Genomic DNA, 25,619 nt, shown 5'->3' on the forward strand with positions numbered 1-25,619 from the left:
CCGCTGCGCAGCGCCGCGGCGCGGCCGCCGGTTCCGGGCGTCATGGCGCGTCATCCTCGGGCTCCACGGCGCGGTTGAGCACCGAGGCGGCCTCCTCGGCCGAACCGGCGCTGCGAAGCTGGCGCAGCGCCTGCGGTTCGCGCAGCGCGCGGCAGGTCTCGGACAGCGCCGGCAGGAAGCCGTCTGCTTCGGCCTCGGGCCAGAGCACGAGGACGACGAGGTCGACCGGCTCGTCATCGCGCGCCTCGTAGTCGATCGGGCGCTGCAGCCGCGCGAACAGCATGATGGGGCGGCCATCGCCGGGAAGCCGGGCGTGCGGCAGCGCCACGCCGCGGCCGAGCGCGGTCGAGCCGAGGGCTTCGCGATCCTCCAGGGCGCCCAGGATCTCCGCTTCCGGGCGCCCGAGACGCTGCGCGGCCTCGGCCGCGAGCGTCTGCAGCAGGCTGCGCTTGCTGCCTGCCTTCAGGTCCAGGACGATGTTCGCGGTCGGGATCCGATCCGAGATGCCCATGCGCTCCTCCGGGAAGCGCCGCGGCGCGCTGGGCGGTGCGGCGTCTCCACGTTCGGGTTCGGGCGGGCCGCGATCAGATGATCAGAGGACCGCGCCGGAAGCCGGCCCGGCGCCGAGGCCCGCGGGATAATGTCGCTGACGAGGCGACTACCAACCGGATTAATGAATTGCAATCCTACGCGGCGTCCCGTTCGTGCCGCTCGCGCCCGACGCCTGGTTTCGCTTCGTCACTGGCGCTCCCGTCGCGGTCACGCGAAAAGAGTTGTCCCATGTGGCTCGCTCGCGGCTAGACCGCACCGGAATGCCGGCTCTTCCAGGACCTCGACCCGAGCGGCGACGCATGCCCGTGTCTCCCGGCGTTGCGCTGGTGGCCATGGCCCTTGTCGGCTGCGCCCTGCCGATCGAGCCAGCCGAGTCCGGCCTGCGCACGCCCGAACGCTTCGTGGGCGCGGCCAGCGCGTCGGCGCCGGCTGCCGCGCCCGATCCTGCTTGGTGGGGCGGCTTCCAGACGCCCGATCTCGACCGGCTGATGGCCGATGCGATGGGCGGCAATTTCGATGTCGCCGCCGCGGTGGCGCGCCTTCAGCAGGCCGACGCGGCCCTGCGCATCGCCGGTGCCCAGCTGCTGCCCTTCGTCGACGTGAATGCGTCCATCGCGCGGACCCGCGGCACCTCCTCGACGCCGGGCACGCCCGCCAATTCCGGCCGGCAATATGGCGGGACGCTGCGCGCGAGCTACCAGATCGACTTCTGGGGCGGGCTGCGCGCGCAGGAACAGGCGGCGCGGGACAGCGTCTCCGCAGCGGAATTCGGCGTCGGCACCGTCACGCTCGCCACGCAATCGGCGGTCGCCGCGGCGCTGTTCGACCTGCTCGGCGCGCAGGAGCAACTCGCGATCCAGCAGGACAACCTGCGCATCGCCGAACGTACGCTGACCATCCTGCGACAGCGGCTCGCCGTCGGGACGGCGACCGGACTGGACGTGGCGCAGCAGGAAACCGTCGTCGCACAGCAGCGTGCCCAGGTGCCGCCCCTGCTCCAGACGGTCGAGGCCAACACATTCGCCCTGGCGACCCTGGCCGGCCTGCCGCCGGCCGAGGTAACGATCGCGCGACACCGCCTCGCGGCCGTTCGGGTGCCCGATGTCGTACCCGGCATCCCCTCCGAAGTGCTGGCCCGCCGCCCGGATGTCCGCCTGGCCGAGGCGAACCTCGCCGCGGCGAGCGCCGACGTCACCGCCGCCCGCGCGGCGCTGTTCCCGACCATCGCCCTGACCGCAGAGGGCGGACTGCAAAGCATCGCATTGCAGACCCTGCTGCGGCCCGGCGCCACGATCTACGGCATTGCCGCGAGCCTGACGCAGACCCTCTTCGACGGCGGCGCCCTGCGCGCCCAGCTCGAACAGACGCGCGCCCGGCGCCTCGAGCTCTTGGCGAACTACCGCCAGGCCATACTTTCAGCGCTGCAGGACACCGAGACGGGTCTGTCCGCGCTGCAGCGCAACACGGAACTGGTGGCCCTGCAGACGGCGCGGGCGGAAGCGGCCCAACGCGCCTATGATGTGTCGGAAGCGCAGTTCCGTGCCGGAACCATCGATTTGCTGACCGTGCTCATCACGCAGACCACGCTGTTCAACGCCCGCCTGGCGCTGGTCCAGGCCCAGACCGCGCGGCTGCAGGCCGCCGCGGCGCTGTTCGTCGCGCTCGGCGGCGGCTGGACGGCCGACAGCATGCGCCGGGCGATGGCCGGGCCGACGCCATGAACGAGCTGCCGCGGCCGCCCCGCCCCGAGGCCCCGACGACGGTCGAGACGGAATCCCCGCCGCGCCGGCGCCGCCTCTGGCCGTGGCTGTTCCTCCTCGCGCTGATCGCCGGCGGCGGGTGGTACGCCTGGCGCCAGGGCTGGCTGCCCTTCCTGCCCGCGCCGCAGCCGGCCGCCAGCACGACGCCGCCCTCCGGCTTCGGCCCCGGCGGCGGTCCGCGGGGGCGTGTCGCCGTGCCGGTCAGCGCCGCCGAGGCGATCGTGACCGACGTGCCGATCGTCCTCGATGCGCTGGGCACGGTGCAGGCGTTCAACACCATCACCGTGGTGCCGCAGGTCACCGGCCGGATCACCGAGATCGCCTTCACCGAGGGCCAGGACGTCCGTGCCGGCGAGGTGCTGGTGCGCCTCGATCCCCGGGCCTTCCAGGCGACGCTCGACCAGGCCGTCGCCACCAAGGCGCAGCGGGAGGCGCAGCTGGCCAATGCGCGGCTCGACCTGCAGCGCTACCAGCAACTGATGCGCATCAACGGCACCTCGCAGCAGACGCTCGATACGCAGCGTGCGGCGGTTGCGCAGCTCGAGGCGCAGGTGCAGTTCGACCAGGCGACGATCGACAACGCGCAGGTGCAGCTGGACTACACCGTCATCCGATCCCCGATCGACGGTCGCGTCGGCCTGCGGCAGGTCGACATCGGCAACCTCGTGCAGAGCAGCTCGAGCGGCATCGTCACCATCACCCAGATCCGCCCGATCAGCGTGACCTTCACCCTGCCGCAGCAGGCGCTGCCGCAGGTGATGCAGGCAATCGCGGCCGGCCCGGTGCCGGTGGAAGCCCGACTGCCCGATCCCGTGATCCCGCGCCCCGAAGGCACGCCGGTGCCGCCGAACCCGGTCGGGACGCTGGTGACGGTGGACAACCAGGTGGATGCGGCGACCGGCACGATCCGGCTCAAGGCGACCTTCCCCAACGAGGACCAGCGCCTCTGGCCCGGCGCTTTCGTGAACATCCGCCTGCAGGTCGCGGTGCTGCGCAGCGTGACGGCGATCCCGCTGGTGGCGGTGCAGCGCGGCCCCGACGGCGCCTATGCCTTCGTCGTCACGGCCGAGAACACGGTCGAGCAGCGGCCGCTGGCGGTCGGCATCATCTCGGGCGCCCAGGCGGTCGTGCAGCGCGGGCTGCGGCCGGGCGAACGCGTCGTGACCTCGGGTGCGCTCCGCCTGACGCCCGGCGCCGCGGTGCAGGTCGCCGAACCGGTCCGCCCGCCGGCCGGAGCCGCGCAGCAGCGCCGCCGCCAGGCGCCGCCCGGCGGTCCACCCCCGGGGGCGCCGCCCGGCCCGCCGCGGTGAGGGCGCGCGGATGAACATCTCCGGCCCCTTCATCGCGCGACCCATCGCGACCTCGCTGCTCGCGGTGGCGATGCTGTTGGCCGGGCTCTACGGCTACTTGCGCTTGCCTGTCTCCTCTTTGCCCGAGGTCGACTTCCCGACCATCCAGGTGACGACACAGTTGCCGGGCGCGTCTCCGGACACCGTCGCGGTGCTGGTCACGGCGTCATTGGAACGACAATTGGCGCAGATCTCGGGGCTGAGCGAGATCGTCTCGGTGAGCGGGCCGGGCGTCAGCCGCATCACGCTGCAGTTCAACCTAGGCCGCGACATCGACGATGCGGCGCAGGACGTGCAGGCGGCGATCAATGCCGCGCGCGGCACGCTGCCGTCCAACCTTCCGTATCCGCCGACCTATGCGAAGGTGAACCCGGCGGATCCGCCGATCCTGACGCTGGCGCTCACCTCGGATACGCTGCCGGTCGCGCGCCTGTCGGATGCGGTGGATACGCTGTTGGCGCAGCGACTTGCGCAGGTGGGCGGCGTCGGGCGCGTCGCGGTGCAGGGCAACATGCGCCCGGCGGTAAGGCTGCAGGTCGATCCGCGGCGGCTCGCGGCCTACAACATCGGCCTGGATGACGTGCGTACGGCGATCGCCGCCGCGAATGTCGCCGGGCCGAAGGGTTCGGTGGATGGGCCACAGCAGGCTTCCGCCGTCATGGCGAACGACCAGATCAGCACGCCGACGGCCTTCGAGAACGTGATCATTGCCTGGCGCGGCGACGCGCCGGTGCGCCTTCGCGATGTCGGCGTGGCGGTGGAGGACCTCGAGAACACGTTGACCGCCGCCTGGTACAATGGCCGTCCGGCGATCCTGGTCGACGTGCAGCGCCAGCCGGGGGCGAACATCGTCGCGACGGTCGGCGCGCTGCGGGCGCAACTGCAATCGCTGGAACGCGCCCTGCCGGCGGGCACGCGACTGTCGGTAGTCGCCGATCGGACCGAGATGATCCGCGCCTCGGTCGCCGAGGTGCAGCTGACGCTCGTCATCGCGGTCGTGCTCGTGGTGCTGGTGATCTTCCTGTTCCTGCGCACCCTGCGGGCGACGATCGTGCCCGGCATCGCGCTGCCGTTGTCGATCCTCGGCACCTTCGGCGTGATGGCGCTGTGCGGCTTCACCATCGACAACTTGTCGCTCATGGCACTGGTCATCGCGACCGGCTTCATCGTCGACGACGCCATCGTGATGATCGAGAACGTCGTCCGCCTGGTGGAGAAGGGCATGGAGCCGCTCGAGGCCGCCTTCGAGGGCGCGCGCCAGATCGGCTTCACCATCGTCTCCCTGACCGTCTCGCTGATCGCCGTGTTCATCCCGCTGCTGTTCATGGAGGGCGTGGTCGGACGGTTGTTCCGCGAGTTCGCCATCGTGTTGTCGGTGTCCGTGCTGGTGTCGATGGTGATTTCCCTGACGCTGACGCCGATGATGTGCGGCTACCTGCTGCGGCCGGCCGAGGAGGAGCGCCCCGGCGCGATCAACCGCGCCTTCGAGGCCGGGTTCGAGGCGATGCGCCGGGGCTATGCACGCACCCTCGGCTGGGCGCTGCGGCGGGAAGGGCTGATGCTCCTGCTGGCGCTGGCGACCCTGGGCGGCACGGTGTGGCTGTACGTCGTGATGCCCAAGGGCTTTCTGCCGTTGCAGGACACCGGGATCATCACCATCACGACCGAGGCGCCGCAGGATGTCTCGTTCCGCCGCATGAGCGCCCTGCAGCGCGAGGTTTCCGAGATCATCGCGCGCGACCCGGAGGTCGTCTCGGTCGCCTCGGTCGCCGGCGCCGGCACGATCAACCCGGCGGCGAACACCGGCCGGCTGACCGTGGTGCTGCGGCCTCGCGAGCAACGGCGTGACGATACGCAGGCCGTGATCGACCGCCTGGCGCCGCAGCTCGCCGCGGTGCCCGGCATCGTCGCCTATCCGCAACTCGTGCAGGACATCCAGATCGGTACCCGCACCTCGAGCACGCAATACCAGTACACGCTGATGGATTCCTCGGCCGCCGAGCTGACGGCCTGGGCGCCGCGGCTGCTGGATGCGCTGCGTGCCTTGCCGGAACTGCGCGACGTCGCGACCGACCGGCGTGAGGACGGGCTGCGCCTGTCCGTCGAGGTCGACCGCGCCCGCGCTGCGCGGCTCGGCGTGACCATGCAGGCGATCGACGATGCGCTCTACAACGCCTTCGGCCAACGGCAGATCAGCACCATCTACGGACAGGCCAATCAGTATCGCGTCGTGCTGGAGGTCGATCCCGCGCTCGCCGGCGACCCGGCCATCATCGGCCAGATTCGCGTCACCGGCAGCACCAGCACGACGGTCAACGGTGCGACCTCGACCAGCACGGCGCAGGTGCCGCTTGCAGAGCTGGCGGCAATCAGCCGGGTGTCGGGTCCGCTGACGGTCACGCGGCAGGACCAGTTCCCAGCGGTGACGCTCAGCTTCAACCTCGCCCCCGGCGTGTCGCTCGGCGAGGCGGTAGCTGCTATCGCCCGGGCCGAGCGCGGCCTCGGCATGCCGGACACCATCGTCGGCAGCTATGGCGGCGACGCGGCGGAGTTCAATCGCTCGCTGGCCGGGCAGGGCTGGCTGATCCTCGCCGCGGTGGTAGTGATCTACATCGTGCTCGGCGTGCTCTATGAGAGCGTGATCCATCCGATCACCATCCTCTCGACGCTGCCCTCTGCCGGAATCGGGGCGTTGCTGGCGCTGCAGCTGTTCGGGCTCGACCTCAACGTCGTCGGGCTGATCGGCATCGTGCTGCTGATGGGCATCGTCAAGAAGAACGCGATCATGATGATCGACTTCGCCATCGAGGCGCAGCGCGAACACGGCATGGCTCCGCGCGAGGCGATCACCGAGGCCTGCCTGCTGCGCTTCCGGCCCATCATGATGACGACCATGGCCGCGATCCTGGGCGCCGTGCCGCTGGTGCTGGGGCATGGCGCTGGCAGCGAGCTGCGCCTGCCGCTTGGTATCTCCGTGATCGGCGGGCTGCTGCTGAGCCAGGTCATCACGCTCTACACCACGCCGGTCATCTACCTGGCGCTGGAAGAACTGCGCGCGCGCATCTTCGCCTTGGTCCATCCCACGCGGGCGCAGCTGGCGGAATAGGGCGATGGCGATCTCCGCCCCCTTCATCGCGCGGCCCATCGGCACCTCGCTGCTGGCGATCGGGCTCGCGCTGGCTGGGATCGTCGCTTATTTCGACCTGCCGGTGGCGCCGCTGCCGAAGGTGGATTTCCCGACCATCGCAGTGACGGCGAGCCAGCCCGGGGCGGATCCGACCATCATGGCCTCCTCGGTTGCCGCGCCGCTGGAACGGCGGCTTGGGGAGATTCCTGGCGTCACCGAGATCACCTCGACCTCGAGCCTCGGCACCACCAACGTCATCGTGCAGTTCGACCTGTCGCGGTCGATCGCCTCGGCCGCACGGGATGTGCAGGCGGCGATCAACGCCGCTGGGCCGGACCTGCCGTCGGGGCTGACGGCGCCGCCATCCTTCCGGAAGCTGAACCCGGCCGACGCCCCGGTGCTGATCCTGGCGCTGACCTCGCACACCGTGGCACCCGGCGTGATCTACGACGCGGCGGACAGCATCCTCGCGCCGCGTATCGCGCAGGTGCCGGGCACGGCCCAGGTCAGCCTGGCCGGCGCCGAGCAGCCCGCGATCCGCGTCGCGGTGGACCCGGCCGCGGCGGCCTCGGCGGGCATATCGCTCGACCAGATCCGCAGCGCCATCACCGCGGCCAACGTGACCCAGGCGACGGGCCTGATCGACGGGCCGGACCAGGCGGCGACGATCTCGGTCAATGACCGACTGACAACGCCGGACGAGTTCGGGGCCATCATCGTCCGCCGCGCCGGCGACGCGATGGTGCGCCTGGACGGCATCGCGCGCGTCGAGCAGGGCGCGCGCGACCGTCGCCAGGCGGGCCTCTACAACGGCCGCCCGGCCGTCATCGTCACCATCTACAAGCAGGCCGACGCGAATGTGCTGGAGGTGGTGGACGGTATCCGCGCCCTGCTGCCCGAGCTCCAGCGTTGGATGCCGGCCGGCATCGACGTCGCGATCATGCGCGATCGGTCCCAGACCATCCGCGCCAGCGTGAAGGAGGTCGAGCACACGCTGCTCATCTCGATTGCACTCGTGGTGCTGGTGGTCGCGGCCTTCCTGCGCAGCAAGTCGGCGATCTTCGCCGCCAGCATCGCGGTGCCGCTGTCGCTGCTCGGCACGATAGGCTGCATGTGGCTGGCCGGCTTCTCGCTCAACAACTTCACGCTGATGGCCCTGACCATCTCGGTCGGCTTCGTGGTCGACGACGCCATCGTCATGATCGAGAACATGGCCCGCTACACCGAACGCGGCCTGAAGCCCATGCAGGCGGCGCTCGAGGGTGCGAAGCAGATCGGCTTCACCGTCGTCTCGATCAGCCTATCCCTCGTGGCGGTGTTCATCCCGCTGCTGTTCATGGGTGGGCTGGTGGGGCGGATGCTGCGGGAATTCGCCGCGACACTGTCGATCGCCGTGGGCATTTCCGCGCTGATATCCCTGACCGTCACGCCGATGGCCGCCGCCCATCTCGCGAGCCGCGAGCCCCGCACGCCCGGCCGCTTCGGTCGCGTCTTCGAAGCCGGGATGAACCGGCTGATCGACGCGTACATCGGCAGCCTGACGGTCGCGCTGCGCTGGCGACGGACCATGCTGGCGCTGACGATCGGGCTCGTCGGCCTTACCGTGTGGCTCTACACGGTGGTGCCCAAGGGGTTCTTCCCGGACCAGGACAGCGGCCTGATCTTCGGCGTCGCCCAGGCCCAGCCAGACACCTCCTTCCAGCAGATGACCGCCTACCAGCAGCGGGTGATGGAGGTGATCCGCGCCGATCCGGCCGTGGAGAACGTCTCGGCCGCGGTCGGCGGTGGCGGCTTCTTTGGGTCCTCTGCGTCGGTGCGGCTTCAGCTGACGTTGGTGCCGCAGGGTCGACGACCCGGGATCACCGCCAACGACGTCATCAACCGCCTTCGCCGACCGCTTGCCGCGGTGACTGGCGTGCAGGTCTTCATGCGCCCCGTCTCCGACATCGTGATCGGTGGGCGACAGGGCAACGCCTCCTACCAGTATGTGCTGCTGACGCCGGACCTGGATGACCTCTTCACCTGGAGCGAACGCCTCGTTCAGCAATTGCGCACCGTGCCGCAGGTGGAGGATGTCTCGAGCGACCAGCAGCGCACGGGTCTCGTGTCGCGCCTGGTCATCGACCGGGATGCAGCGGCGCGGCTCGGCATCTCGGTGCAGGCCCTCGACGCCGCCTTGAACAACGCCTTCGCGCAGCGCCAGGTCTCGACCATCTATCGCCTGCGCAACCAGTACCGCGTGGTGATGGAGATCGATCCGCTGCTGACCGAACGGCCCGAGGATCTCGACCGGATCTTCCTCGCCGGCCGCGACGGGCCCGTGCCGCTTGGCGCTGTCGCGCGCCTCGAACGGACCATTTCCCCGCGCCAGATCACCCATCAGGGCATGTTCCCGGCGGCGACGATCACCTTCAACCTCGCGCCCGGCGTGTCGCTCGGAGAGGCTGCCGCCGCGATCGAGCAGGCGGCGCTCGACATCCAGATGCCGGCGACGATCCGCGGCGAGTTTGCCGGCAACGCGCGCGCCTTCCAGAACTTCCAGTCGGGCCTGCCACTGCTGATCCTGGCGGCGGTGGTGGCGATCTACATCGTGCTCGGCGTGCTCTACGAAAGCCTAATCCATCCGTTGACGATCATCTCCACCCTGCCGACGGCGGGGATCGGGGCGCTGCTGGCACTGCTCGCGACCGGATTGTCCTTCACGCTGATCGCCCTGATCGGGGTCATCCTGCTGATGGGCATCGTCAAGAAGAACGCTATCATGATGGTGGACTTCGCGCTCGAGCACGAGCGCGAGGGCGGGCAGGGCGGCATGGCCGCGATCCTCGAGGCCTGCCGCGAGCGTTTCCGCCCGATCCTGATGACGACGCTCGCCGCGCTGTTCGGCGCGGTGCCGCTGGCCTTCGCGAGCGGCGCGGGCGCGGAGCTTCGCACGCCGCTCGGCATCACGATCATCGGCGGGATGATCGTGTCGCAGGTGATGACGCTCTACACGACGCCGGTGGTCTACCTGGCGCTGGAACGGCTTGCGACCGCGCGGCGCAGGCCGCTGCGCCGGTTCTCGGGTGCGGCGGAAGGCGGCGTCCCGAGCGCATAGGCGTCGGGCGATGCCTGCGCGATGCGACGTTGCGCCACCTCCGGCCCGAGGGCGACCACCTCTCCGATGATCACCAGCGCGGGCGCGGTCGAGGCCCAGGCCGGTCCTTCGGAGGCGATCGAAGCCAAGCTGCCGGCGAGCCATCGGGCCTGCGGCGTTCCGCCCGCTTCCACGATCGCCGCCGGCGTCGAGGGATCCATGCCCGCGCGCACCAGCCCCGCCTCGAGTTCCCTCAGCGTCGACAGGCCCATGTAGATCGCCAGCGTCTGCCCGGGCCGCGCGAGGCCTTCGAAATCCACGTCGAGCCGCCCGTCCCGGGTATGGCCCGTGACGAAGGTGACAGCGCGGGATGCGTCGCGATGCGTTAGCGGAATGCCGGTCTGCGCGGCGCAGGCGAGCGCGGCCGTCACGCCCGGCACGACCTCATGCGGGATCCCGGCCTCGGCGAGCGCGGCGGCTTCCTCGCCGCCGCGGCCGAACACGAAGGGATCGCCGCCCTTGAGGCGCACGACGCGCTTGCCCTCGCGCGCCAGGCGCACGAGCAGGGCGTTGATCTCGCCCTGCGGCAGGCAGTGATGGGCGCGTTGCTTGCCGACATAGATCCGCGCGGCGTCGCGGCGTGCGAGGCTCAGCACCTCCTCGCTCACCAGGCGGTCATGCACGATGACGTCGGCTTCGCCCATCAGCCGCAGCGCTCGGAGGGTCAACAGGTCCGCCGCGCCCGGCCCGGCACCGACCAGGAAGACCATCCCGACCGGCGTCGCCGAGGCGTCGTCGAGCGCGCGGCGGAAAGCGAGCTCCGCGTCCTCCGCGCGGCCGGCGAGGGCGAGGTCGGCCGGCGTGCCGGCGAGGGCGCGTTCGAGGAATCGACGCCGCGCCGAAATGTCGGGCAGGCGACGTCGCACCAGGGTGCTCAGACGACCGGCCAGGGACGCGACGGCGCCGAGGGTGGGCGGAAGGATCGCCTCGATCCTCTGGCGCACCATGCGGGCGAGGACCGGTGCGGCGCCGCCTGTCGACACCGCGACGGTGACGGGATCGCGGTCGATGATGGCGGGCATGATGAAGGAGCAAAGCTCCGGCCGATCCACCACATTGACCGGAATGCCGCGTGCCTGCGCCGCGTCGGACAGCGCGCGCAGCTGGTCCTCGGCGGCATCCGCGCCGATGGCCAGCACGATGCCGTCGAGCAGATCCGGCCGGAACGTATTGGCGTGCCGGATCTCCGCCCCCGCGGCCGCCAGCGGCGCCGCCTTGCGCTCCGCGACCTCGCCATCGCCGAGGACCAGCACCTTGCGATCGCGCAGGTCGAGGAAGGCCGGGAAGTGGCGCATCGTCAGGCGGTCTCCCGCGTCAGCAGCCGTGCGATCTCCGGCCTGCAGGATCCGCATCCGGTGCCCGCGCCCGTCGCCTTGCCAACACCGTCCAGGTCGTTTGCGCCGCACGCGGCGATGACGGCTTCCGTGACGGCGTGGCAGGCGCAGATCACCGGAGAGGGTGGAGGTCCCCCGGCGCGACGCCCCACCAACAGCGCGGCGCGATCCTCGGGCGCCAGGACGCCCGAGGTCATGAGGGCCGCGAGCCAGGCGCGCGGCGGCAGCCGGGGTTCCGGTGCGACAGCGACCGCGCCGACGAGCGTTCCGCCCGCGAGCGCCGCGGCGCGGAAGATGCCCGCGGCGGGGTCCTCGAGCATCACCCATTCCTCGGCCGGCAGCAGGCCGCGCAGCCGCGCGAAGGCTTCCGCCGGCGGCTCCTCGCCTGCGAGCTCGTGGCGCCAGCCGCCGCCCTCGACGGGCATGGCGGCGCACCAGGCGGCGATATCGGCATCGAGGCGTTGGGGACCGATCAGGAAGCCATGCCAATGCGCGGCGTAGTGCACGACGCGCAGCGGGCTGTGCTTCAGTTCCGGCTGTCCGCTCACGGGATCCGTCGCGGCGATCAGCGCGGCGTTGATGCGCGCCGCGGGGGCGAACTGCGCTGTCCAATGCATCGGCACGAAGGCCGTGCCGCGGCGCTGCCCCGCATCGCGTGCCAGCCGCATCACGGCGGATCCCGTCGGCGTCTCGGCCTTCACCAGCGTGCCTGCCACCAATTCCGGAAGATCGTCCGGGTGCAGCGTCAGCATCGGCTCCGGAGCATGGGCCATGAGGCGCGGCACGCCGCCGGTGCGCGTCATGGTGTGCCACTGGTCGCGCAGCCGGCCAGTCAGCAGGCGCAACGGAAACGCGGCGTCCGGCTGCGTGTCCGGCGCGCGGAAGCGGATCGGAACAAGCCGCGCGCGGCCTGCCGGGACATCGCCATCGGCGAAGAAGCGCTCGCGGCTTGGCGCCCCGGCGGGCACCGGCCAGCGCGTCGGGCGCATGGCGGCGTAGTCGGCCTCCGTCATGCCGGCGAGGCCCGAGATGTCGAAGGCGCGCGGCGCCGGTCGTGCCAGCCCGGTCACCGTCGCGTGCTCGCGGAAGATCGCCGAGGGATCGCGCCAGGCGAAGGCGTCGCCATGCCCGAGGCGCCGCGCCACCTGCGCGACCGCCCACCAATCCGGTCGTGCTTCGCCGGGCGCGGGAAGGAAGGCGCGCTGGCGGCTGATCATCCGCTCGCTGTTGGTGACGGTGCCGTCCTTCTCGCCCCAGGCCAGCGCGGGCAGGCGGATATGCGCGAAGGCAGCCGTGTCGGAACGCTGCGTGGTGTCCGAGACGACAAGGAAGGGCGCGGCGGCGAGCGCGCCGCGCACCGCATCGCCCTCGGGCAGCGACACCGCCGGGTTGGTCGCCATCACCCACAAGGCGCCGATCCCGCCGTCGCCGAGACGGCGGAACAGGTCGACGGCCTTGAGGCCCGACTTCGTCGCGAGCCGCGGCAAGCCCCAGAAGGACGCGAGCGCGGCATGCTCGCCAGGGCGTTCCCAGTCGAGATGCCCTGCGAGCATGTTCGCGAGCGCACCCGTCTCCCGCCCCCCCATGGCGTTGGGCTGCCCGGTGACGCTGAAGGGCCCCATGCCAGGCCGGCCGATGCGCCCCGTGTAGAGATGCGCGTTGATGATCGCATTGGCCTTGTCGGTGCCGGCGCTCGACTGGTTCACGCCCTGGCTCCAGAGCGTGACAACGCGTGGCGTCGCAGCCCATAGCGCGCAGAAGGCGGCGATCTCCTCGGCCGGGAGGCCCGTCAGCACCGGGGCGTCCGGTGCGATCGCACGCGCCGCGGCCAGGGCGGCATCGGCGCCTTCGAGACGCCCTGCATCGCCGAGCCCCGCGACTTCGAGATGCGCCAGCAGCGCGGCGAAGAGCGCGACATCGCTCGCCGGCGCGATCGCGAGGTGCGTGTCCGCACCCTCGCAGGTCGCGGTGCGTCGCGGGTCGATCACGACGATCCGCATCTCTGGCCGCGCGACTTTCGCCGCCATCACGCGCTGGAACAACACCGGGTGGCACCAGGCGAGGTTCGAACCCACCAGAACCAGCAGATCCGCCTGCTCGAGATCCTCATAGACCCCGGGCACCACATCCTCGCCGAAGGCGCGGCGATGCGCCGCGACGGCGGAGGCCATGCAGAGCCGCGAGTTGCTGTCGATATTGCCCGTGCCGAGCACGCCCTTCGCGAACTTGTTTGCGGCGTAATAGTCCTCGGTGAGCAACTGGCCCGAGACGTAGAGCGCGACGCCGTCCGGCCCGAGCCGTTCAAGCGCGCGGGCAAAGCCTTCCGCGACCGCGTCCAGCGCCGCATCCCAGGATGCGCGCTTCCCGCCCACTTCCGGATGCAGCAGACGATCCGCCAGGCCGATGGTCTCGCCGAGCGCCGCGCCCTTGCTGCAAAGCCGGCCATGGTTGGCGGGATGATCTGTGTCGCCTTCGATCGCCGCGCCGCCGCGCCCGTCCGGCGTCGCCCGAATGCCGCAGCCGACGCCGCAATAGGGGCAGGTCGTCCTGACCGTGCGTGCCGCGAGCGATCCGTCCATCAGTAGACGTCCCGCTGGTAGCGACCCTGCCGCGCCAGGGCAACGATCCAGTCCCGCGCCTGGTCGGCGGACATGCCGCCTTCGGACTGCGCCACGCCGCGCAGCGCCGCATCGACGTCCTTCGCCATGCGGGACGCATCGCCACAGACGTAGAAATGCGCGCCGTCCTGCAGCCAGCGCCAGAGGTCCGCGGCCTCCTCGGCCATGCGGTGCTGGACGTAGTCCTTGCGGGTGCCGTCGCGGCTCCAGGCCAGCGATAGGCGCGACAATGTCCCGCCCTTCCGCCAGGCCTCGATCTCGTCGTGGAACAGGAAGTCGGTCGCGCTGCGGCGATCCCCGAAGAACAGCCAGGAACGACCACCTTCCCCGCGTGCGGCACGATGCTGGAGAAAGGCGCGGAAGGGCGCGATTCCCGTGCCGGGCCCGACCATGATCACCGGCGTCACAGGGTCGGCGGGCAGGCGGAAATGGCTGACCTGGATGCCGCCGCGCAGCGGCGTCTCGGGCCGGGCCCGGAAGGCGAGGTGGCAGGAAGCGACGCCGTCGCGCGGCCGCCCGCGCCGTGTCTCCCGCACCACGCCAACGCAGAGCTCGACCCGCCCCGGCGCCGCGAGGGGCGAGGAGGCGATCGAATACAGCCGCGGCTTCAGTGCCGGCAGGCTGTCGAGCAGCGCCTGCAGTGGCGGCCGCGCGGACGGAAACGCCTGCAGCAGGTCCAGCAGGTCCGCCGCATCAGGTTCTGCCCCGTCGTCGCCATCGGCCAGGGCGCGGAGCGCGGCGGCATGGGGCGCGTGTGCCGCGGCGCCGGCGAGCAGGTCGAGCGTGCGGTCGAGCGGTCGGGCGATGTCGAGTGCCTCGGTCAGCGCCGTGCGGAGCGGGATCTCGGCCCCGCCGGCGCGCACCGGCGCACCGGCATCGGCGTGCAGCGCGGCGATGACCGCTTCGACCAGCGCGGGATCGTTTAGACAGGCGAGGGAGAGGCTGTCCCCCGGCTCATAGGTCAATCCGCTGCCTTCCAGGTCTATGACGACATGGCGCACGTCCTTCTCCGACCCGGCCGCAGTCAGCCGCGTCGCAGACAGGACGCGCACCGGCACGCCACGCGGCTTCGCCGCGGCAGGTGCCGCCACTGGCGCGGGTGCCGCGGGGGCTTCCGCCAGAATCGCCTTGAGCGCCTTCTGCGTCGCCTTCGCGCCCGGCACGCAGAGCGCGGCCGAGGCCTCGGCGCCGTTCGCCAGCGCCTCCGCATAGGTTTGGCAGACATAGCCGCACTGGCCGCAATCGAGCTGCGCCATCGCCGCCATCAGCCGTCGCGGCAGCGCGTGACCCTCCGCGAGGCGAAGCCGTTCCTCGAGATCCAGCGCCGGATCGTGCCAGGGGAAGTCTTCCGCCGCCGGCGCCGGCATCGCTGCGATCGATGATCCGGCCGCCGTGGCCGCACCACCATAGAGGCCCGCGAGGAAGCCGTTCAGCCAGGCGCGCTGCGCCGGTGAGAAGGGCGCACTGTCCGGGATCAGAGGCGTCGGCGGCGGACCCGGGAAGGCCGGCGGGATGACGGCGTTCATGCCGCGTCCTCCGGGGCCGTGGCGGTGAGGGCGGCGAGGGCCGTGTCCTCCTGGCGCGCGCAGAACAGGTGGAAGGTCTCGCCGGCCGACCGCGATGCCATCCAGCCCCGGAGCAGGCCGAGGACGGCCTGGCCCAGCTCGTCATGCGCAACCTTCGGGCGGATCAGGCGGCCGATCCTCTGCTCGGGGCCGGCGCCGCCGCCGACATGCAGGTCGTAGCCCTCGACCAGGTCGTCGCCGCGTTCGACCTTGGCGCCGAGCAGGCCGATATCGGCGATGTAGTGCTGCGCGCAGGAATGGTGGCAGCCGGTGAGGTGGATGTTCACCGGCATGTCGACCGCGATTCGCTCCTCGAGGAAATCGGCGAGCTGGGCGGCGTGGCGCTTGGTGTTGCTCGCCGCGAACTTGCAGCCCGCATTGCCGGTACAGGCAACGAGGCCGCCGCGCAGCGCGCTCGCCTCATGCGTCAGGCCGAGCGCGGCGATGGCGGCCAGCGCATCCGGTAGCCGTTCCTCCGGCACGTCGCTGATCAGCAGGTTCTGCCACACAGTCAGCCGGATTGTGCCGCTGCCGAAGCGCCGCGCGACCGCCGCGAGGCCATCGAGCTGCGCGACCGTCAGCCGTCCGAGCGGCGTGACGACGCCGATGTAGAAGAGCCCTGTCTGCTTCTGCGCATGCACGCCGACATGCCCATGCTTGGCGGGCGGCGGTGGCGTGCGGATGGCGTCTTCGGCAAGGCGTTCGAGCGGGCGGCCGAGGCGCTGTTCGACCAGGCCGAGGAAGGCCTCGATGCCCATCCGGTCGAGGACGTATTTCAGCCGCGCGGTCTTGCGGTCGGTGCGATCACCCTCGGCGATGAAGACGCGCAGGATCGCGTCGCACACGGCGACGACGTCCGCTTCCGTCACCACCACCCCGGTGCCGCGGGCGAAATCGCGATGGCCGGTGATGCCGCCGAGCGTCAGGCGGAAGCGTAGCCCGGCCACGGTCTCCACGGCCGAGAGGCTGATGTCGTTGGTCTCCTGCAGCACCTCGACGGCGCCGCCGCCGGCGATCGAGATGTTGAACTTGCGCGGCAGGGCGAAGAGATCGCGCGTGTGCAGGATGTGGTGATGCAGCGCGCGCACCAGCGGGCGCGTGTCGATAAGCTCCTGCGCGTCGATCCCCGCCGTCGGGCTTGCGGTGATGTTGCGGATGTTGTCGGCGCCTGTGCCGCGCGGCAGCAGGCCGATGTCGCCGAGGCGCATCACCACCTCCGGGCCCTTCGCCGCCGGGATCTCCCGCAGCTGCAGGTTCGCGCGCGTCGTGACGTCGGCATAGCCACCGGCGCAGTCCTCGGCGATGCGGGCGATGGCCTCCAGCTGGTGCGCGGCGAGGATGCCGCCCGGGATGCGCAGCCGGCACATGAAGGCGTCCTGCGTCGGGCCGACGAAGAACAGCCCGTGATAGCGGCCGATGAAGTCGTCGATCGGCTTGGGGAACTTTCCGTCGGCCGCCCGCGCGGTGAGTTCATCCCAGCGGTCCAGCGGGTGTCTTGCGCGCTTCGCTTCCTCCTGCGGCACCAGCTTGCCGCCGCGCGCGATGGTCGCATCCTGCGCGGCGCGCAGCGCATCGGGCGGGCCGCCGCCCTCGCCGGCGGGCAGGATGCTGCCGCGCCGGGCCTCGACCCCGGCCATGAAGCCCTTGAGGTACTCCTGCTGCTCGGCGCTGAAGGGGGCGTCGGTCATCACGCAGCGTCCTGGAAGGCGAGGCCGAAGGGCAGCATGGCGCGGATCGCCCCGACGTCGCGGCCATCGGCCATCAGCGAGAGGTAGAAGGGTGCGTCGGCCGTATCGCCGTAGAGCACGGCGCCGATCAGCCGCCCGCCGCGCAGCCAGAGCCGGCGATACCGCCCGGCGGAGGTGTCCGAGAGGGTGATCGCCTCGGCATCCGCCGGTTCGATCTCGCCCGCCGACCAGACGTCGATTCCCGAGACCTTCAGCGCCGCCGTGTCGGGGCGCGGGGCATAGGTCGCGGCCTCGCCTCGCAGCGTTGCGGCGGCCGTCTCGGCCATGGCGAGCGCTGGGGCGACCAGGCCACAGACGACGCCGCGATGCTCGGCGCATTCGCCGATGGCGAGAATCTCGGGCGCGCTGCTGCGCATCGCGTCGTCGACGACGATGCCCCGTGCGACATCCAGCCCCGCCGCGCGGGCGAGCGCGATCGAGGGCCGCACACCGACGGCCATGACCACGAGGTCGCATGGCAGGCGCCTACCGTCCGCCAGGCGCAGAGCACGCACATGCGTCTCGCCCTCGATCGCCTCCGACTTTGCGGGCATGGCGAAGGAGAGACGCCGCGCCGCGCCCAGCTGCTTGGCGAGCAGTGCCCCGGCGGCGGGATCGAGCTGGCGTTCCATCGGCCAGCCGACGGCGTGCACGACCGTCACGCGCGCGCCGCGCTGAGACAGGCAGGCTGCGGCTTCGAGGCCCAGCAGCCCGCCGCCGATGACGGCGACGCGCGTTCCCGTCGTGACAGAGCGCCGCAGCGCGAGCACGTCGCCGATCGAACGGTAGACATGCACTCCGGGCAGGTCGGCCCCCGGCAGGGGCAGCCGGAGCGCGTCGGATCCCGTTGCGATCACGGCTCTGTCGAAGGGCAGGGTTTCGCCCCGCGCGGTGGTCGCGGTGCGACTGGCGACATCGAGCGCCGTGATCCGCGTGGCGGGGCGGTACGTGATGCCGGCGTGGCACAGCCGGGCCGCATCGTGGCTGATCAGCGCGGGCGGGTCCGCCTGCCCCGACAGCACCTTCCCCAGGGCAACGCGGTCGTAGGGCAACGCAGGTTCAGCGCCGCACAGGGTGACGGACATCCCCGCCGCCGCCGCACGTTCCGCGCAGCGCGTACCCGCAGGTCCCGCGCCGATGACAAGGACGCGCACGGTCAGGCCGCGGTGGGCAGGGCGTGGCGCTCGTGCAGAAAGCGCAGCACCGCCTCCCGCGCGGCAAGGAAGCGAGGATCGGAGGCCAGCGCCAGCCGGTCGCGCGGACGTGGCAGCTCGACATCGAGGACCTCCCCGATCGTCGCCGCCGGACCGTTCGTCATCATCACGATCCGGTCGGACAGCAGCACCGCCTCGTCCACGTCATGCGTGATCATCATGACGGTGGTGCCGAGTCGCGCATGGATATCCATCACCTGGTCCTGGAGGTGTGCGCGGGTGAGGGCGTCGAGCGCGCCGAAGGGCTCATCCAGCAGCAGCACCTTGGGCCGCATCGACAGCGCGCGCGCGATCCCGACACGCTGCTTCATGCCGCCCGAAATCTCGTGCGGCCGCTTCTGCGCATGGTCGGCCATGCGGACCAGGGCGAGGTTCTCGCGCGTCCAGGCGTCGCGTTCGGCGCGCGACATGGACCGCCCGACGGTCCGGTCCACCGCGAGGCGGACATTCTCGTAGACGGTCAGCCAGGGCAGCAGAGAATGGTTCTGGAACACCACGGCGCGGTCGGGGCCGGGTTCCGTCACCTCGCTGCCTTCCAATACGACGCCGCCGAGCGTGGCCGGGAGAAGCCCCGCGACGACGTTGAGCAGCGTCGACTTGCCGCAGCCCGAATGGCCGATCACGGCGATGTACTCGCCCTGCTTCACCTTGAGGTCGACGCCGTTCAGCACCGGCGGCGCGCCGGGATTGAAGCGGACGACGACACGGCTGATCTCGAGGAAGGCGCGATCCATGGCGGTGTCCCTCACTGCTCGCTGGTGCCGCGCGTGACGGCGCGGCCGATGAGCGCCATGGCGCGGTCGAGCAGGAAGCCCACGACCCCGATGTAGACCAGCGCCACTATGATGTCCGAGAGGTTGGAGGAGTTCCACGCATCCCAGACGAAGAAGCCGATCCCCACCCCGCCGATCAGCATCTCGGCCGCGATGATCGCGAGCCACGAGAGGCCGACGCCAATCCGCAGGCCGGTGAAGATGTAGGGTGCGGCGGCGGGGACGACGATGCGCAGGAACCAGTCGATGGGGGACAGGCGAATGACGCGCGCGACGTTGCGGTAGTCCTGCGGCACGTTCCGCACGCCGACCGCGGTGTTGATGATGATCGGCCAGACCGCGGTGATGAAGATGACGAAGATCGCGCTGGGCTGCGCCTCGCGGAACGCCGCGAGGGACAGGGGCAGCCAGGCGAGCGGCGGCACGGTGCGCAGCACCTGGAACAGCGGATCTAGCGCACGCATTGCGACGCGCGAGGAGCCGACCAGCATGCCGAGGGCGACGCCGGCGACGGCCGACAACAGAAAGCCGATCGCCACGCGCTGCAGGCTGGCGGCGAGATGCAGGCCGAGTCCCTTGTCGAGCCCGCCCCGGTCATAGAAGGGGTTGAGGATCAGCTCGCTCGAATCCGCCCAGACCTTCGACGGTGGCGGCAGCGTCGCGGCCGGGCCGCTCGCCGCCCATTCCCACAGGCCGAGAAGGGCGAGAAGCAGCAGTGCCGGGGGGATGACGACCGCCAGTGCGTGCTGCACATGCGGGCGCAGCCGATCCGTCAGCGTCGGCCGGCGCTGCGTCGCGGCAGGCGCGGAACTGCCGACCTCGGCGGCGCCGGCCGGGGGCGTGATCGCGTTCATGGATCAGGCCGCCCCGAGCTTCTTGATCGCCTGGCTCTCGAGCCAGGCGCGGGGGTTCTCGGGATCGAACACCTTGCCGTCGAAGAAGGTCTCCCGGCCGCGCGAGGTGCCGGTCGGGGTCTCTGCATTCGGCACGCCCGCGCGCGCGGCGGCGGCGCGCCAGATGTCTTCGCGGTTCACCTCGCCGATCAGCTTGGCGGTGTCGATGTCCTCCGGCAGCACGCCCCAGCGGATGTCCTCGGTGAGGAACCAGAGGTCATGGGACCGGAAGGGATAGGAGGCGTGGTCGCGCCAGAACTTCATGGCGATGTCGGGGTTCGTGACCGTCCGCCCGTCGCCGAAGTCGATGATACCCTGGATGCGGCCCTGGATGTCGGTGGGCGGCACGTTGAACCAGGCCCGGCGGCCGAGAATCTGCGCGAGCTCGACATGGTTCGCCGGCGTGTCGCACCAGCGGGCGGCCTCGATCGTCGCAGCCGTGAGCGCCTCGGTGGCGCGCGGGTTCTGCTGCACGAAGGCGCCGCGCAGGCCGAAGGACTTCTCCGGGTGGTTGTGCCATAGCTGCCCGGTGACGAGCGCGGAGTAGCCCAGCCGCTGGTTGATCAGCTGCGCGTTCCAGGGCTCGCCGACGCAGAAGGCGTCCATCGTCCCGACGCGCATGTTCGCCACCATCTGCGGCGGCGGCACCACGATGGTCTGCACGTCCTTGTCAGGATCGATGCCGGCGGCGGCGAGCCAGTAGCGGATCCACAGGTCGTGGGTCCCGCCCCGGAAGGTCATCGCGACCTTGCTGTCGCTGTTCAGGACCCGCTTGAGCGGTGATGCGTCGAGTTGCGCGCCGAGCGGCTTGTGCTTCTCGGCGACCGAGATCGCCTGGCCGTTGGTGTTCAGCCGCGCGACGATCGCCATCGGCACCGGCTGGTTGTTCTGCGTCACCCGTCCGGTATGGATCAGGTAGGGCATGGGCGTGAGGATGTGCGCGCCGTCGATCCCGCCGCGCTCCCCGCCCAGCACCAGGTTGTCGCGCGTGGCACCCCAGGAGGCCTGCTTGGCGACCTCCACGTCCGGCATTCCATGCTTCGCGAAGAAGCCCTTCTCCTTGGCGATGATCAGCGGCGCGGCGTCGGTCAGCGCGATGTAGCCGAGGACGGCCTTGCGCACTTCCGGCGTGGTCGAGCCCTGCGCGAAGGCCCCGCGCGGAGCCGTGGCGCGGGCTGCGGCGAGCAGAGCTGCGGTCGCGGCGATGGCGTCGCGGCGGCGGACGGATTGCATGGTCATGCGTCGGGCTCCGGCGTGGTGGAAAGAAGGGGTGAGGGGGCGGCCGCGCCGCGGACCGGCGGCGGCGAGACGGTGGCGGCGGCGCGGTCCCAAAGATCCGCGCGCCAAGGGGCGAGGGCCTCGGCCTCCGTCCCCGTCGCGTGGCCCCAGCGGCGCATGGCCGCGAGCCAGGCCGCGGCCTCGTCACGCTGGGGCCGCGAGGCCGCGAGGAAGCGGATTGGCGTCGCGAGCGGCAGCGCTGCCTGGCCCGCCGGCGCGGCAACACGACCGTCAAGCACCGCGGCGATGGTCGACAGCGGCAGTTCCGGGAAGGCGCGATCCTGCAGGATGCGCGCGGCGGCGGGGCGGTTCGCCGGATCCTCCAGCCATTGGGACGCCTCGATGACCGCCGCCGTCAGGGCGACGGCCGCGGCCTCGTCGCGCTCGGCCACGCCCTCGCCGAAGGCGAGCACCTTCTCGGGGTGGTCGCGCCAGATGTCGCCGCTCGCGAGCACGATCTGGCCGGTGCCGCAGGCCGCGGTATGGCTTCCCCAGGGCTCGCCGACGCAGAACCCCTCGATCGCGCCTTCGGCGAGGGCGCGCGCCATGCGCGGGGGTGGCACCACCACCAGGCGGACGTCATGGTCGGGATCGAGGCCGCCGGCGGCGAGCCAGTGGCGCAGCAGGTAGTTGTGCGAGGAGAAGGGAAAGACCACCGCGATGGTGGGCGGCGGCATGCCCTCCTCGGCCCGTGCGTGCAGGGCCTCGGCGAAGCGCAGGGGATCGAGCGGCCGGTCGAAGGGGCCGACCGCGGCCGCGAGGGCTGGAGAGATGACGAAGGTGTTGCCGTTGCGCGCCAGCCCGGCCGTGACGGTGACGCGGCGGCGCAGCCCGCCCGCGCCGGTCGCAAGCGCGATGGCGAGCGGCCCGAGGAACTGCGCGGCGTCGAGCGCCCCGAAGGCGAGCTTGTCGCGCAGCGCGGCCCAGCCGGCCTCGGCCGAGAGGACGGTGGGCACCCCATGCCGGGCGAACAGGCCCAAAGCATCGGCGACCACGAGAGGGGCCGCATCGGTCAGCGGCACGAAGCCGATCCTGTAGGGGCGCTCGCCGGCGATGGGACGCGGTGGCACGTGGCGGTGCTCCACCCGGGCGCAAATGTGCCCCGGGAGCGGACCGCCATTGGACCGCGACAGAATCGAGGGATCGGACCCCGGCTACGCCGTTGCAGCCGGGCGGCGCCGCTCGCTGCGACGCACCATCGTTAAAGCGCAGCCGCGCGCCGCGACGGAAGCGGAATCGAGCACCGAAAGCAGGCAAAATGACATTCTGGAACATCAAATGCAGGCTGGATGGGCGATCTGCCTATTTTTCCAACAGGATCTGCTCTGCGATGGCCGCGATCTTCAGCCCGCGATCCATCGCCCAGCGGCGCATCAGCTTGTAGGCCTCCGGCTCCGACAGGCGGCGTCTCTGCATCAGCACGCCCTTGGCGCGCTCGATCACCGTTCGCTCGGCGAGGGAGTTTCGCGCCGCGTCGCGTTCGGCCCGCAGGGCCTGGAAGGCTCGGAAGCGGCGGATCGCGACCTCCAGCACCGGGCGCACGCGGGCGGGTGCCAGGCCTTCGACGACATAGGCCGCGACGCCGGCCTCGAGTGCTGCCTCGATCTGGTCGGCGTCGCCGCGGCTGGCGAAGACGACGACCGGGCGAGGTTCGTCCCGGTTCAGCACACGCATGCTCTCCAGCGCGTCGCGGGACGGATCGTCGAGGTCGCAGACGATGACGTCGGCCTGCGATTCGCGCACCAGTCGCGTCAGGTCCGCCGTGTCGGAGGATACCGCGACGACCTGGAAGCCAGCCGCCTCCAGCCCCGCCTTCACCTGGCGGGCACGCGCGGCATCGGTATCGACGAGCAGGACGCGCAGGCGGACGACCCCATTGTGCTGGAGATCACACCGTGCCGCTTCGTTCCTCGTGGGGTGGTTATGCCTTGAGGCGTGGCGCCGTGGGAAGTCCCGGGCTGAAACGCTTCAGCGGGCGGGGCGGCGCAACGGGCGTGCGGCTTGCCTGCGCCCTTCGCGCCGGACAATTATCCGCTGTCGAACCATCACCGCGCCGCGAATCCTGTCAGGATGCGCCCGCAGATGCCGTGGATGTCAGCACAATGGCCTACGATCAGTCGAAGCGCATCCTCGCCATCACGACCATTCTTGGTCCGGACAAGGTCCTGCTGACCGAACTCGAGGGGCATGACGAACTTTCGCAGCCCTTCCTCTTCAAGATTCGCATGGCGACCGAGGAAGGGCCGAGTTCCGTCCAGGGCCTCCTTGGCACCGAGGTGACGCTGGAATTCGGCCTGCCGGTCGACCCGGATGCACCGACGGTCGGCGTCGAGCGCCGCAAGTTCCGGGGCTTCATCCGGCGTATATCGCGCGGATTCTTCAGCGTCGGCGGCATGACGGAATGGCAGGCCGAAGTCGTGCCCAAGCTGTGGTTCCTGTCGCGCTCCGCCAACGTGAAGATCTACCAGGATCTGACGACGAACGACATCATTCAGCAGGTCGCGAACAAGTTCGGCATATCGAAGCAGCTGAACGCGAATGCGCGCGGCATGACCACCCTCGACCTCTGCGTCCAGTACCGCGAGAGCGCGCTCGATTTCGTTTCCCGCCTGATGGAGAAGGAGGGGCTCTTCTACTTCCACGACCATACGGACAGCACCACGACTCTGAAGATCGTCGACATGAACGCGTCGTGTCCTGCCTGGGCCTTGGATCCGGTGCCGTTGCACGGGCATCGGAGCCGCGGCAGCGTCTGGCGGTTCGACGAGGAGTATGCGGTGCAGACGGGCAAGTGGGCGACGCGCGACTTCGACTTCAATGGCGTCATGACCCAGGACAACGAGCAGCCAACACGGTTTACCTCCTCGCCCGGGATGTCGACGGACCACGAGGTCTACGACTATCCCGGCGCCTACGGCGAGAAGTGGATGGAGGCGGATACCATCGGCTTGCTGACGACAGGGTCCGGGCTGACGAGAGTCGCCATTGAACGCGAGGAAGCGAAGTACCATCGCCGGCGCGGCGCCAGCGACATTTCGCTTCTCGACCCAGGGCGGCGCCTGAAGCTCTCGGCCGACGGCCTGACGGATCCCGAGGTACTGATTACGTCGGTCCACCATCGTGCCTTGGACTACAGCCATTGGACCGACGAGATGTGGGGGGATCGCCCGCGGCAGCAGCCGTTCTACGAGAACGAGTTCACGTGCATTCCCCAGAGCGTCCCGTTCCGCCCCGAGATCCGCGCGCCCAGGCCCTTCGTGCGCGGGCCACAGACCGCCATCGTTGTGGGCGACGGCGATATCCATACCGACAAGTACGGACGCGTGCAGGTCAAGTTCCATTGGGATCGCGACAACGCCTCTGCGTCCGTGTGGGTGCGCGTCTCCCAGGGCTGGGCCGGCGCGGGCTTCGGCCAGATCCACATCCCCCGCGTCGGCGAGGAGGTGGTGGTCGACTTCCTGGAAGGTGACCCCGACCGGCCGCTGATCACCGGGCGTCTCTACAACTCCAACAACATGCCGCCCTACTCGCTGCCGGCCAACAAGACGCAGTACGGCATCAAGACCAACTCCGTCGACGCGAGCGGATCGAACGAACTGCGCTTCGAGGACAAGGGCGGCAGCGAGCAGATCTACGTCCACGCCCAGAAGGATCTCGATTCCGTCGTCGAGAACAACGAGACGCGGCACGTCAAGGTGGACCGCAAGACGAATATCGACGCCAACGAGACCAGCACGATCGGCGGCAACAAGAAGACCGACGTCACGGGCAATTTCGACGAGAAGGTCATGGGGAAGGAAACGCGCCAGGTGTTCGGCGCCGTCACCGAGACCTTCATGAGCGGTGAAACCCGCACCGTGATGAGCAAGCTCCAGGAAACCGTCACCGGCCAGCTGACCCAGACGGTGACGGGCCCCTACAACCAGACTGTCACCGGTCCGATGAACATCACCTGCGCCGCGGCGATCACGGTCACGGCCACTGCCGGCTGGACGCTCCTCGCCCCCGGCGGCACCAAGACCGTCGACAACGAGTTCTTCAAGATCGGCGCGAAGGACGTGCTGCAATACGCGATGAAGATGACGCTGGCGGTTAACAAGATGGACCTGATCGCAAACACGGCCATCACGGTGGGCGGCAACACCAAGATGGACAAGTGGACCAACAAGATCGACATCTACAGCATGGGCTTCAAGAAGGGCGGCGTCGATCTCGAGAAGGATGAGGTCCGCATCATCTCGACCCAAAGCAAGATCGTGCAGGCCGCGATGCATATCCTCACCTGATGCGCGT

Annotated in this window: 16 protein-coding genes; 5 read left to right on the top strand and 11 right to left on the bottom strand. The window is 70.5% G+C overall.

Annotated elements, in window-relative coordinates:
• Nucleotides 1-40: 40 nt before the first annotated feature.
• On the bottom strand, nucleotides 41-511 hold the full coding sequence (locus GWK15_RS18900) for a PTS sugar transporter subunit IIA (RefSeq protein ID WP_168042940.1): 471 nt from the start codon (nucleotides 509-511) through the stop codon (nucleotides 41-43).
• A gap of 193 nt (nucleotides 512-704) precedes the next feature.
• On the opposite strand from GWK15_RS18900, the gene GWK15_RS18905 reads away from it, so the two are divergent.
• Genes GWK15_RS18905 through GWK15_RS18920 form a run of 4 tightly spaced genes read left to right on the top strand, consistent with a single transcriptional unit; the run spans nucleotide 705 to nucleotide 9,885 of the window.
• Nucleotides 705-2,273 carry an efflux transporter outer membrane subunit gene (locus GWK15_RS18905; protein WP_338147286.1) on the top strand — a complete coding sequence of 523 codons (1,569 nt, stop codon included), beginning with the start codon at nucleotides 705-707 and terminating at the stop codon, nucleotides 2,271-2,273.
• Nucleotides 2,270-3,622, top strand: coding sequence for an efflux RND transporter periplasmic adaptor subunit (locus GWK15_RS18910; protein WP_168042941.1), 1,353 nt, complete (start codon nucleotides 2,270-2,272; stop codon nucleotides 3,620-3,622). The genes GWK15_RS18905 and GWK15_RS18910 overlap by 4 nt, the downstream gene beginning before the upstream one ends.
• A 10-nt stretch (nucleotides 3,623-3,632) precedes the next feature.
• Entirely contained in the window at nucleotides 3,633-6,767 is a 3,135-nt protein-coding gene (locus tag GWK15_RS18915) for an efflux RND transporter permease subunit (RefSeq protein ID WP_168042942.1), read from the top strand.
• A 4-nt stretch (nucleotides 6,768-6,771) separates the two neighbouring features.
• Nucleotides 6,772-9,885, top strand: a complete 3,114-nt coding sequence (locus GWK15_RS18920) for an efflux RND transporter permease subunit (protein WP_168042943.1) — start codon at nucleotides 6,772-6,774, stop codon at nucleotides 9,883-9,885.
• On the opposite strand, the gene cysG is transcribed toward GWK15_RS18920, so the two are convergent.
• From cysG to GWK15_RS18970, 10 genes are all read right to left on the bottom strand, one after another.
• Nucleotides 9,795-11,219: a siroheme synthase CysG gene (gene cysG / locus GWK15_RS18925; protein WP_168042944.1), complete on the bottom strand. Its 1,425-nt coding sequence runs from the start codon at nucleotides 11,217-11,219 to the stop codon at nucleotides 9,795-9,797. The two genes, GWK15_RS18920 and cysG, sit on opposite strands and share 91 nt — an antisense overlap.
• A 2-nt stretch (nucleotides 11,220-11,221) precedes the next feature.
• Nucleotides 11,222-13,837, bottom strand: coding sequence for a nitrate reductase (locus GWK15_RS18930; protein ID WP_168042945.1), 2,616 nt, complete (start codon nucleotides 13,835-13,837; stop codon nucleotides 11,222-11,224).
• Nucleotides 13,837-15,402, bottom strand: coding sequence for a sulfite reductase subunit alpha (locus tag GWK15_RS18935; RefSeq protein WP_168042946.1), 1,566 nt, complete (start codon nucleotides 15,400-15,402; stop codon nucleotides 13,837-13,839). Before GWK15_RS18935 ends, GWK15_RS18930 begins: the two co-directional genes overlap by 1 nt.
• Entirely contained in the window at nucleotides 15,399-17,129 is a 1,731-nt protein-coding gene (locus GWK15_RS18940; protein WP_168042947.1) for a NirA family protein, read from the bottom strand. The genes GWK15_RS18935 and GWK15_RS18940 overlap by 4 nt, the downstream gene beginning before the upstream one ends.
• Nucleotides 17,129-18,322 (bottom strand): FAD-dependent oxidoreductase, encoded by a 1,194-nt coding sequence (locus tag GWK15_RS18945; RefSeq protein ID WP_168042948.1) that lies wholly within the window; start codon nucleotides 18,320-18,322, stop codon nucleotides 17,129-17,131. Before GWK15_RS18945 ends, GWK15_RS18940 begins: the two co-directional genes overlap by 1 nt.
• 2 nt (nucleotides 18,323-18,324) lie before the next feature.
• Nucleotides 18,325-19,116, bottom strand: a complete 792-nt coding sequence (locus tag GWK15_RS18950) for an ABC transporter ATP-binding protein (protein WP_168042949.1) — start codon at nucleotides 19,114-19,116, stop codon at nucleotides 18,325-18,327.
• 11 nt (nucleotides 19,117-19,127) lie between these two features.
• Nucleotides 19,128-20,009 (bottom strand): nitrate ABC transporter permease, encoded by an 882-nt coding sequence (gene ntrB / locus GWK15_RS18955; protein WP_168042950.1) that lies wholly within the window; start codon nucleotides 20,007-20,009, stop codon nucleotides 19,128-19,130.
• 3 nt (nucleotides 20,010-20,012) lie between these two features.
• Nucleotides 20,013-21,287, bottom strand: a complete 1,275-nt coding sequence (locus GWK15_RS18960) for a CmpA/NrtA family ABC transporter substrate-binding protein (RefSeq protein WP_168042951.1) — start codon at nucleotides 21,285-21,287, stop codon at nucleotides 20,013-20,015.
• Nucleotides 21,284-22,396: an ABC transporter substrate-binding protein gene (locus GWK15_RS18965; protein WP_168042952.1), complete on the bottom strand. Its 1,113-nt coding sequence runs from the start codon at nucleotides 22,394-22,396 to the stop codon at nucleotides 21,284-21,286. Before GWK15_RS18965 ends, GWK15_RS18960 begins: the two co-directional genes overlap by 4 nt.
• 232 nt (nucleotides 22,397-22,628) lie before the next feature.
• The gene (locus GWK15_RS18970) at nucleotides 22,629-23,189 is read right to left on the bottom strand and encodes an ANTAR domain-containing response regulator (RefSeq protein ID WP_168043049.1); all 561 of its coding nucleotides are present in this window, start codon (nucleotides 23,187-23,189) and stop codon (nucleotides 22,629-22,631) included.
• A 239-nt stretch (nucleotides 23,190-23,428) separates the two neighbouring features.
• Here GWK15_RS18970 and GWK15_RS18975 point away from each other — a divergent pair, with 239 nt between their 5' ends.
• Nucleotides 23,429-25,612: a type VI secretion system Vgr family protein gene (locus GWK15_RS18975; protein WP_168042953.1), complete on the top strand. Its 2,184-nt coding sequence runs from the start codon at nucleotides 23,429-23,431 to the stop codon at nucleotides 25,610-25,612.
• Nucleotides 25,613-25,619 lie beyond the last annotated feature (7 nt).

Source organism: Neoroseomonas oryzicola, assembly GCF_012163135.1.
GTDB lineage: Bacteria > Pseudomonadota > Alphaproteobacteria > Acetobacterales > Acetobacteraceae > Neoroseomonas > Neoroseomonas oryzicola.

What these genes read in the sequence shown, in the direction of transcription:
- GWK15_RS18900 (WP_168042940.1), bottom strand. Translation starts at nt 511, where the DNA reads ATGGGCATCTCGGATCGGATCCCGACCGCGAACATCGTCCTGGACCTG.
- GWK15_RS18915 (WP_168042942.1), top strand. Translation starts at nt 3,633, where the DNA reads ATGAACATCTCCGGCCCCTTCATCGCGCGACCCATCGCGACCTCGCTG.
- GWK15_RS18920 (WP_168042943.1), top strand. Translation starts at nt 6,772, where the DNA reads ATGGCGATCTCCGCCCCCTTCATCGCGCGGCCCATCGGCACCTCGCTG.
- cysG (WP_168042944.1), bottom strand. Translation starts at nt 11,219, where the DNA reads ATGCGCCACTTCCCGGCCTTCCTCGACCTGCGCGATCGCAAGGTGCTG.
- ntrB (WP_168042950.1), bottom strand. Translation starts at nt 20,009, where the DNA reads ATGAACGCGATCACGCCCCCGGCCGGCGCCGCCGAGGTCGGCAGTTCC.
- GWK15_RS18930 (WP_168042945.1), bottom strand. Translation starts at nt 13,837, where the DNA reads ATGGACGGATCGCTCGCGGCACGCACGGTCAGGACGACCTGCCCCTAT.
- GWK15_RS18910 (WP_168042941.1), top strand. Translation starts at nt 2,270, where the DNA reads ATGAACGAGCTGCCGCGGCCGCCCCGCCCCGAGGCCCCGACGACGGTC.
- GWK15_RS18975 (WP_168042953.1), top strand. Translation starts at nt 23,429, where the DNA reads ATGGCCTACGATCAGTCGAAGCGCATCCTCGCCATCACGACCATTCTT.
- GWK15_RS18960 (WP_168042951.1), bottom strand. Translation starts at nt 21,287, where the DNA reads ATGACCATGCAATCCGTCCGCCGCCGCGACGCCATCGCCGCGACCGCA.
- GWK15_RS18940 (WP_168042947.1), bottom strand. Translation starts at nt 17,129, where the DNA reads ATGACCGACGCCCCCTTCAGCGCCGAGCAGCAGGAGTACCTCAAGGGC.
- GWK15_RS18950 (WP_168042949.1), bottom strand. Translation starts at nt 19,116, where the DNA reads ATGGATCGCGCCTTCCTCGAGATCAGCCGTGTCGTCGTCCGCTTCAAT.
- GWK15_RS18935 (WP_168042946.1), bottom strand. Translation starts at nt 15,402, where the DNA reads ATGAACGCCGTCATCCCGCCGGCCTTCCCGGGTCCGCCGCCGACGCCT.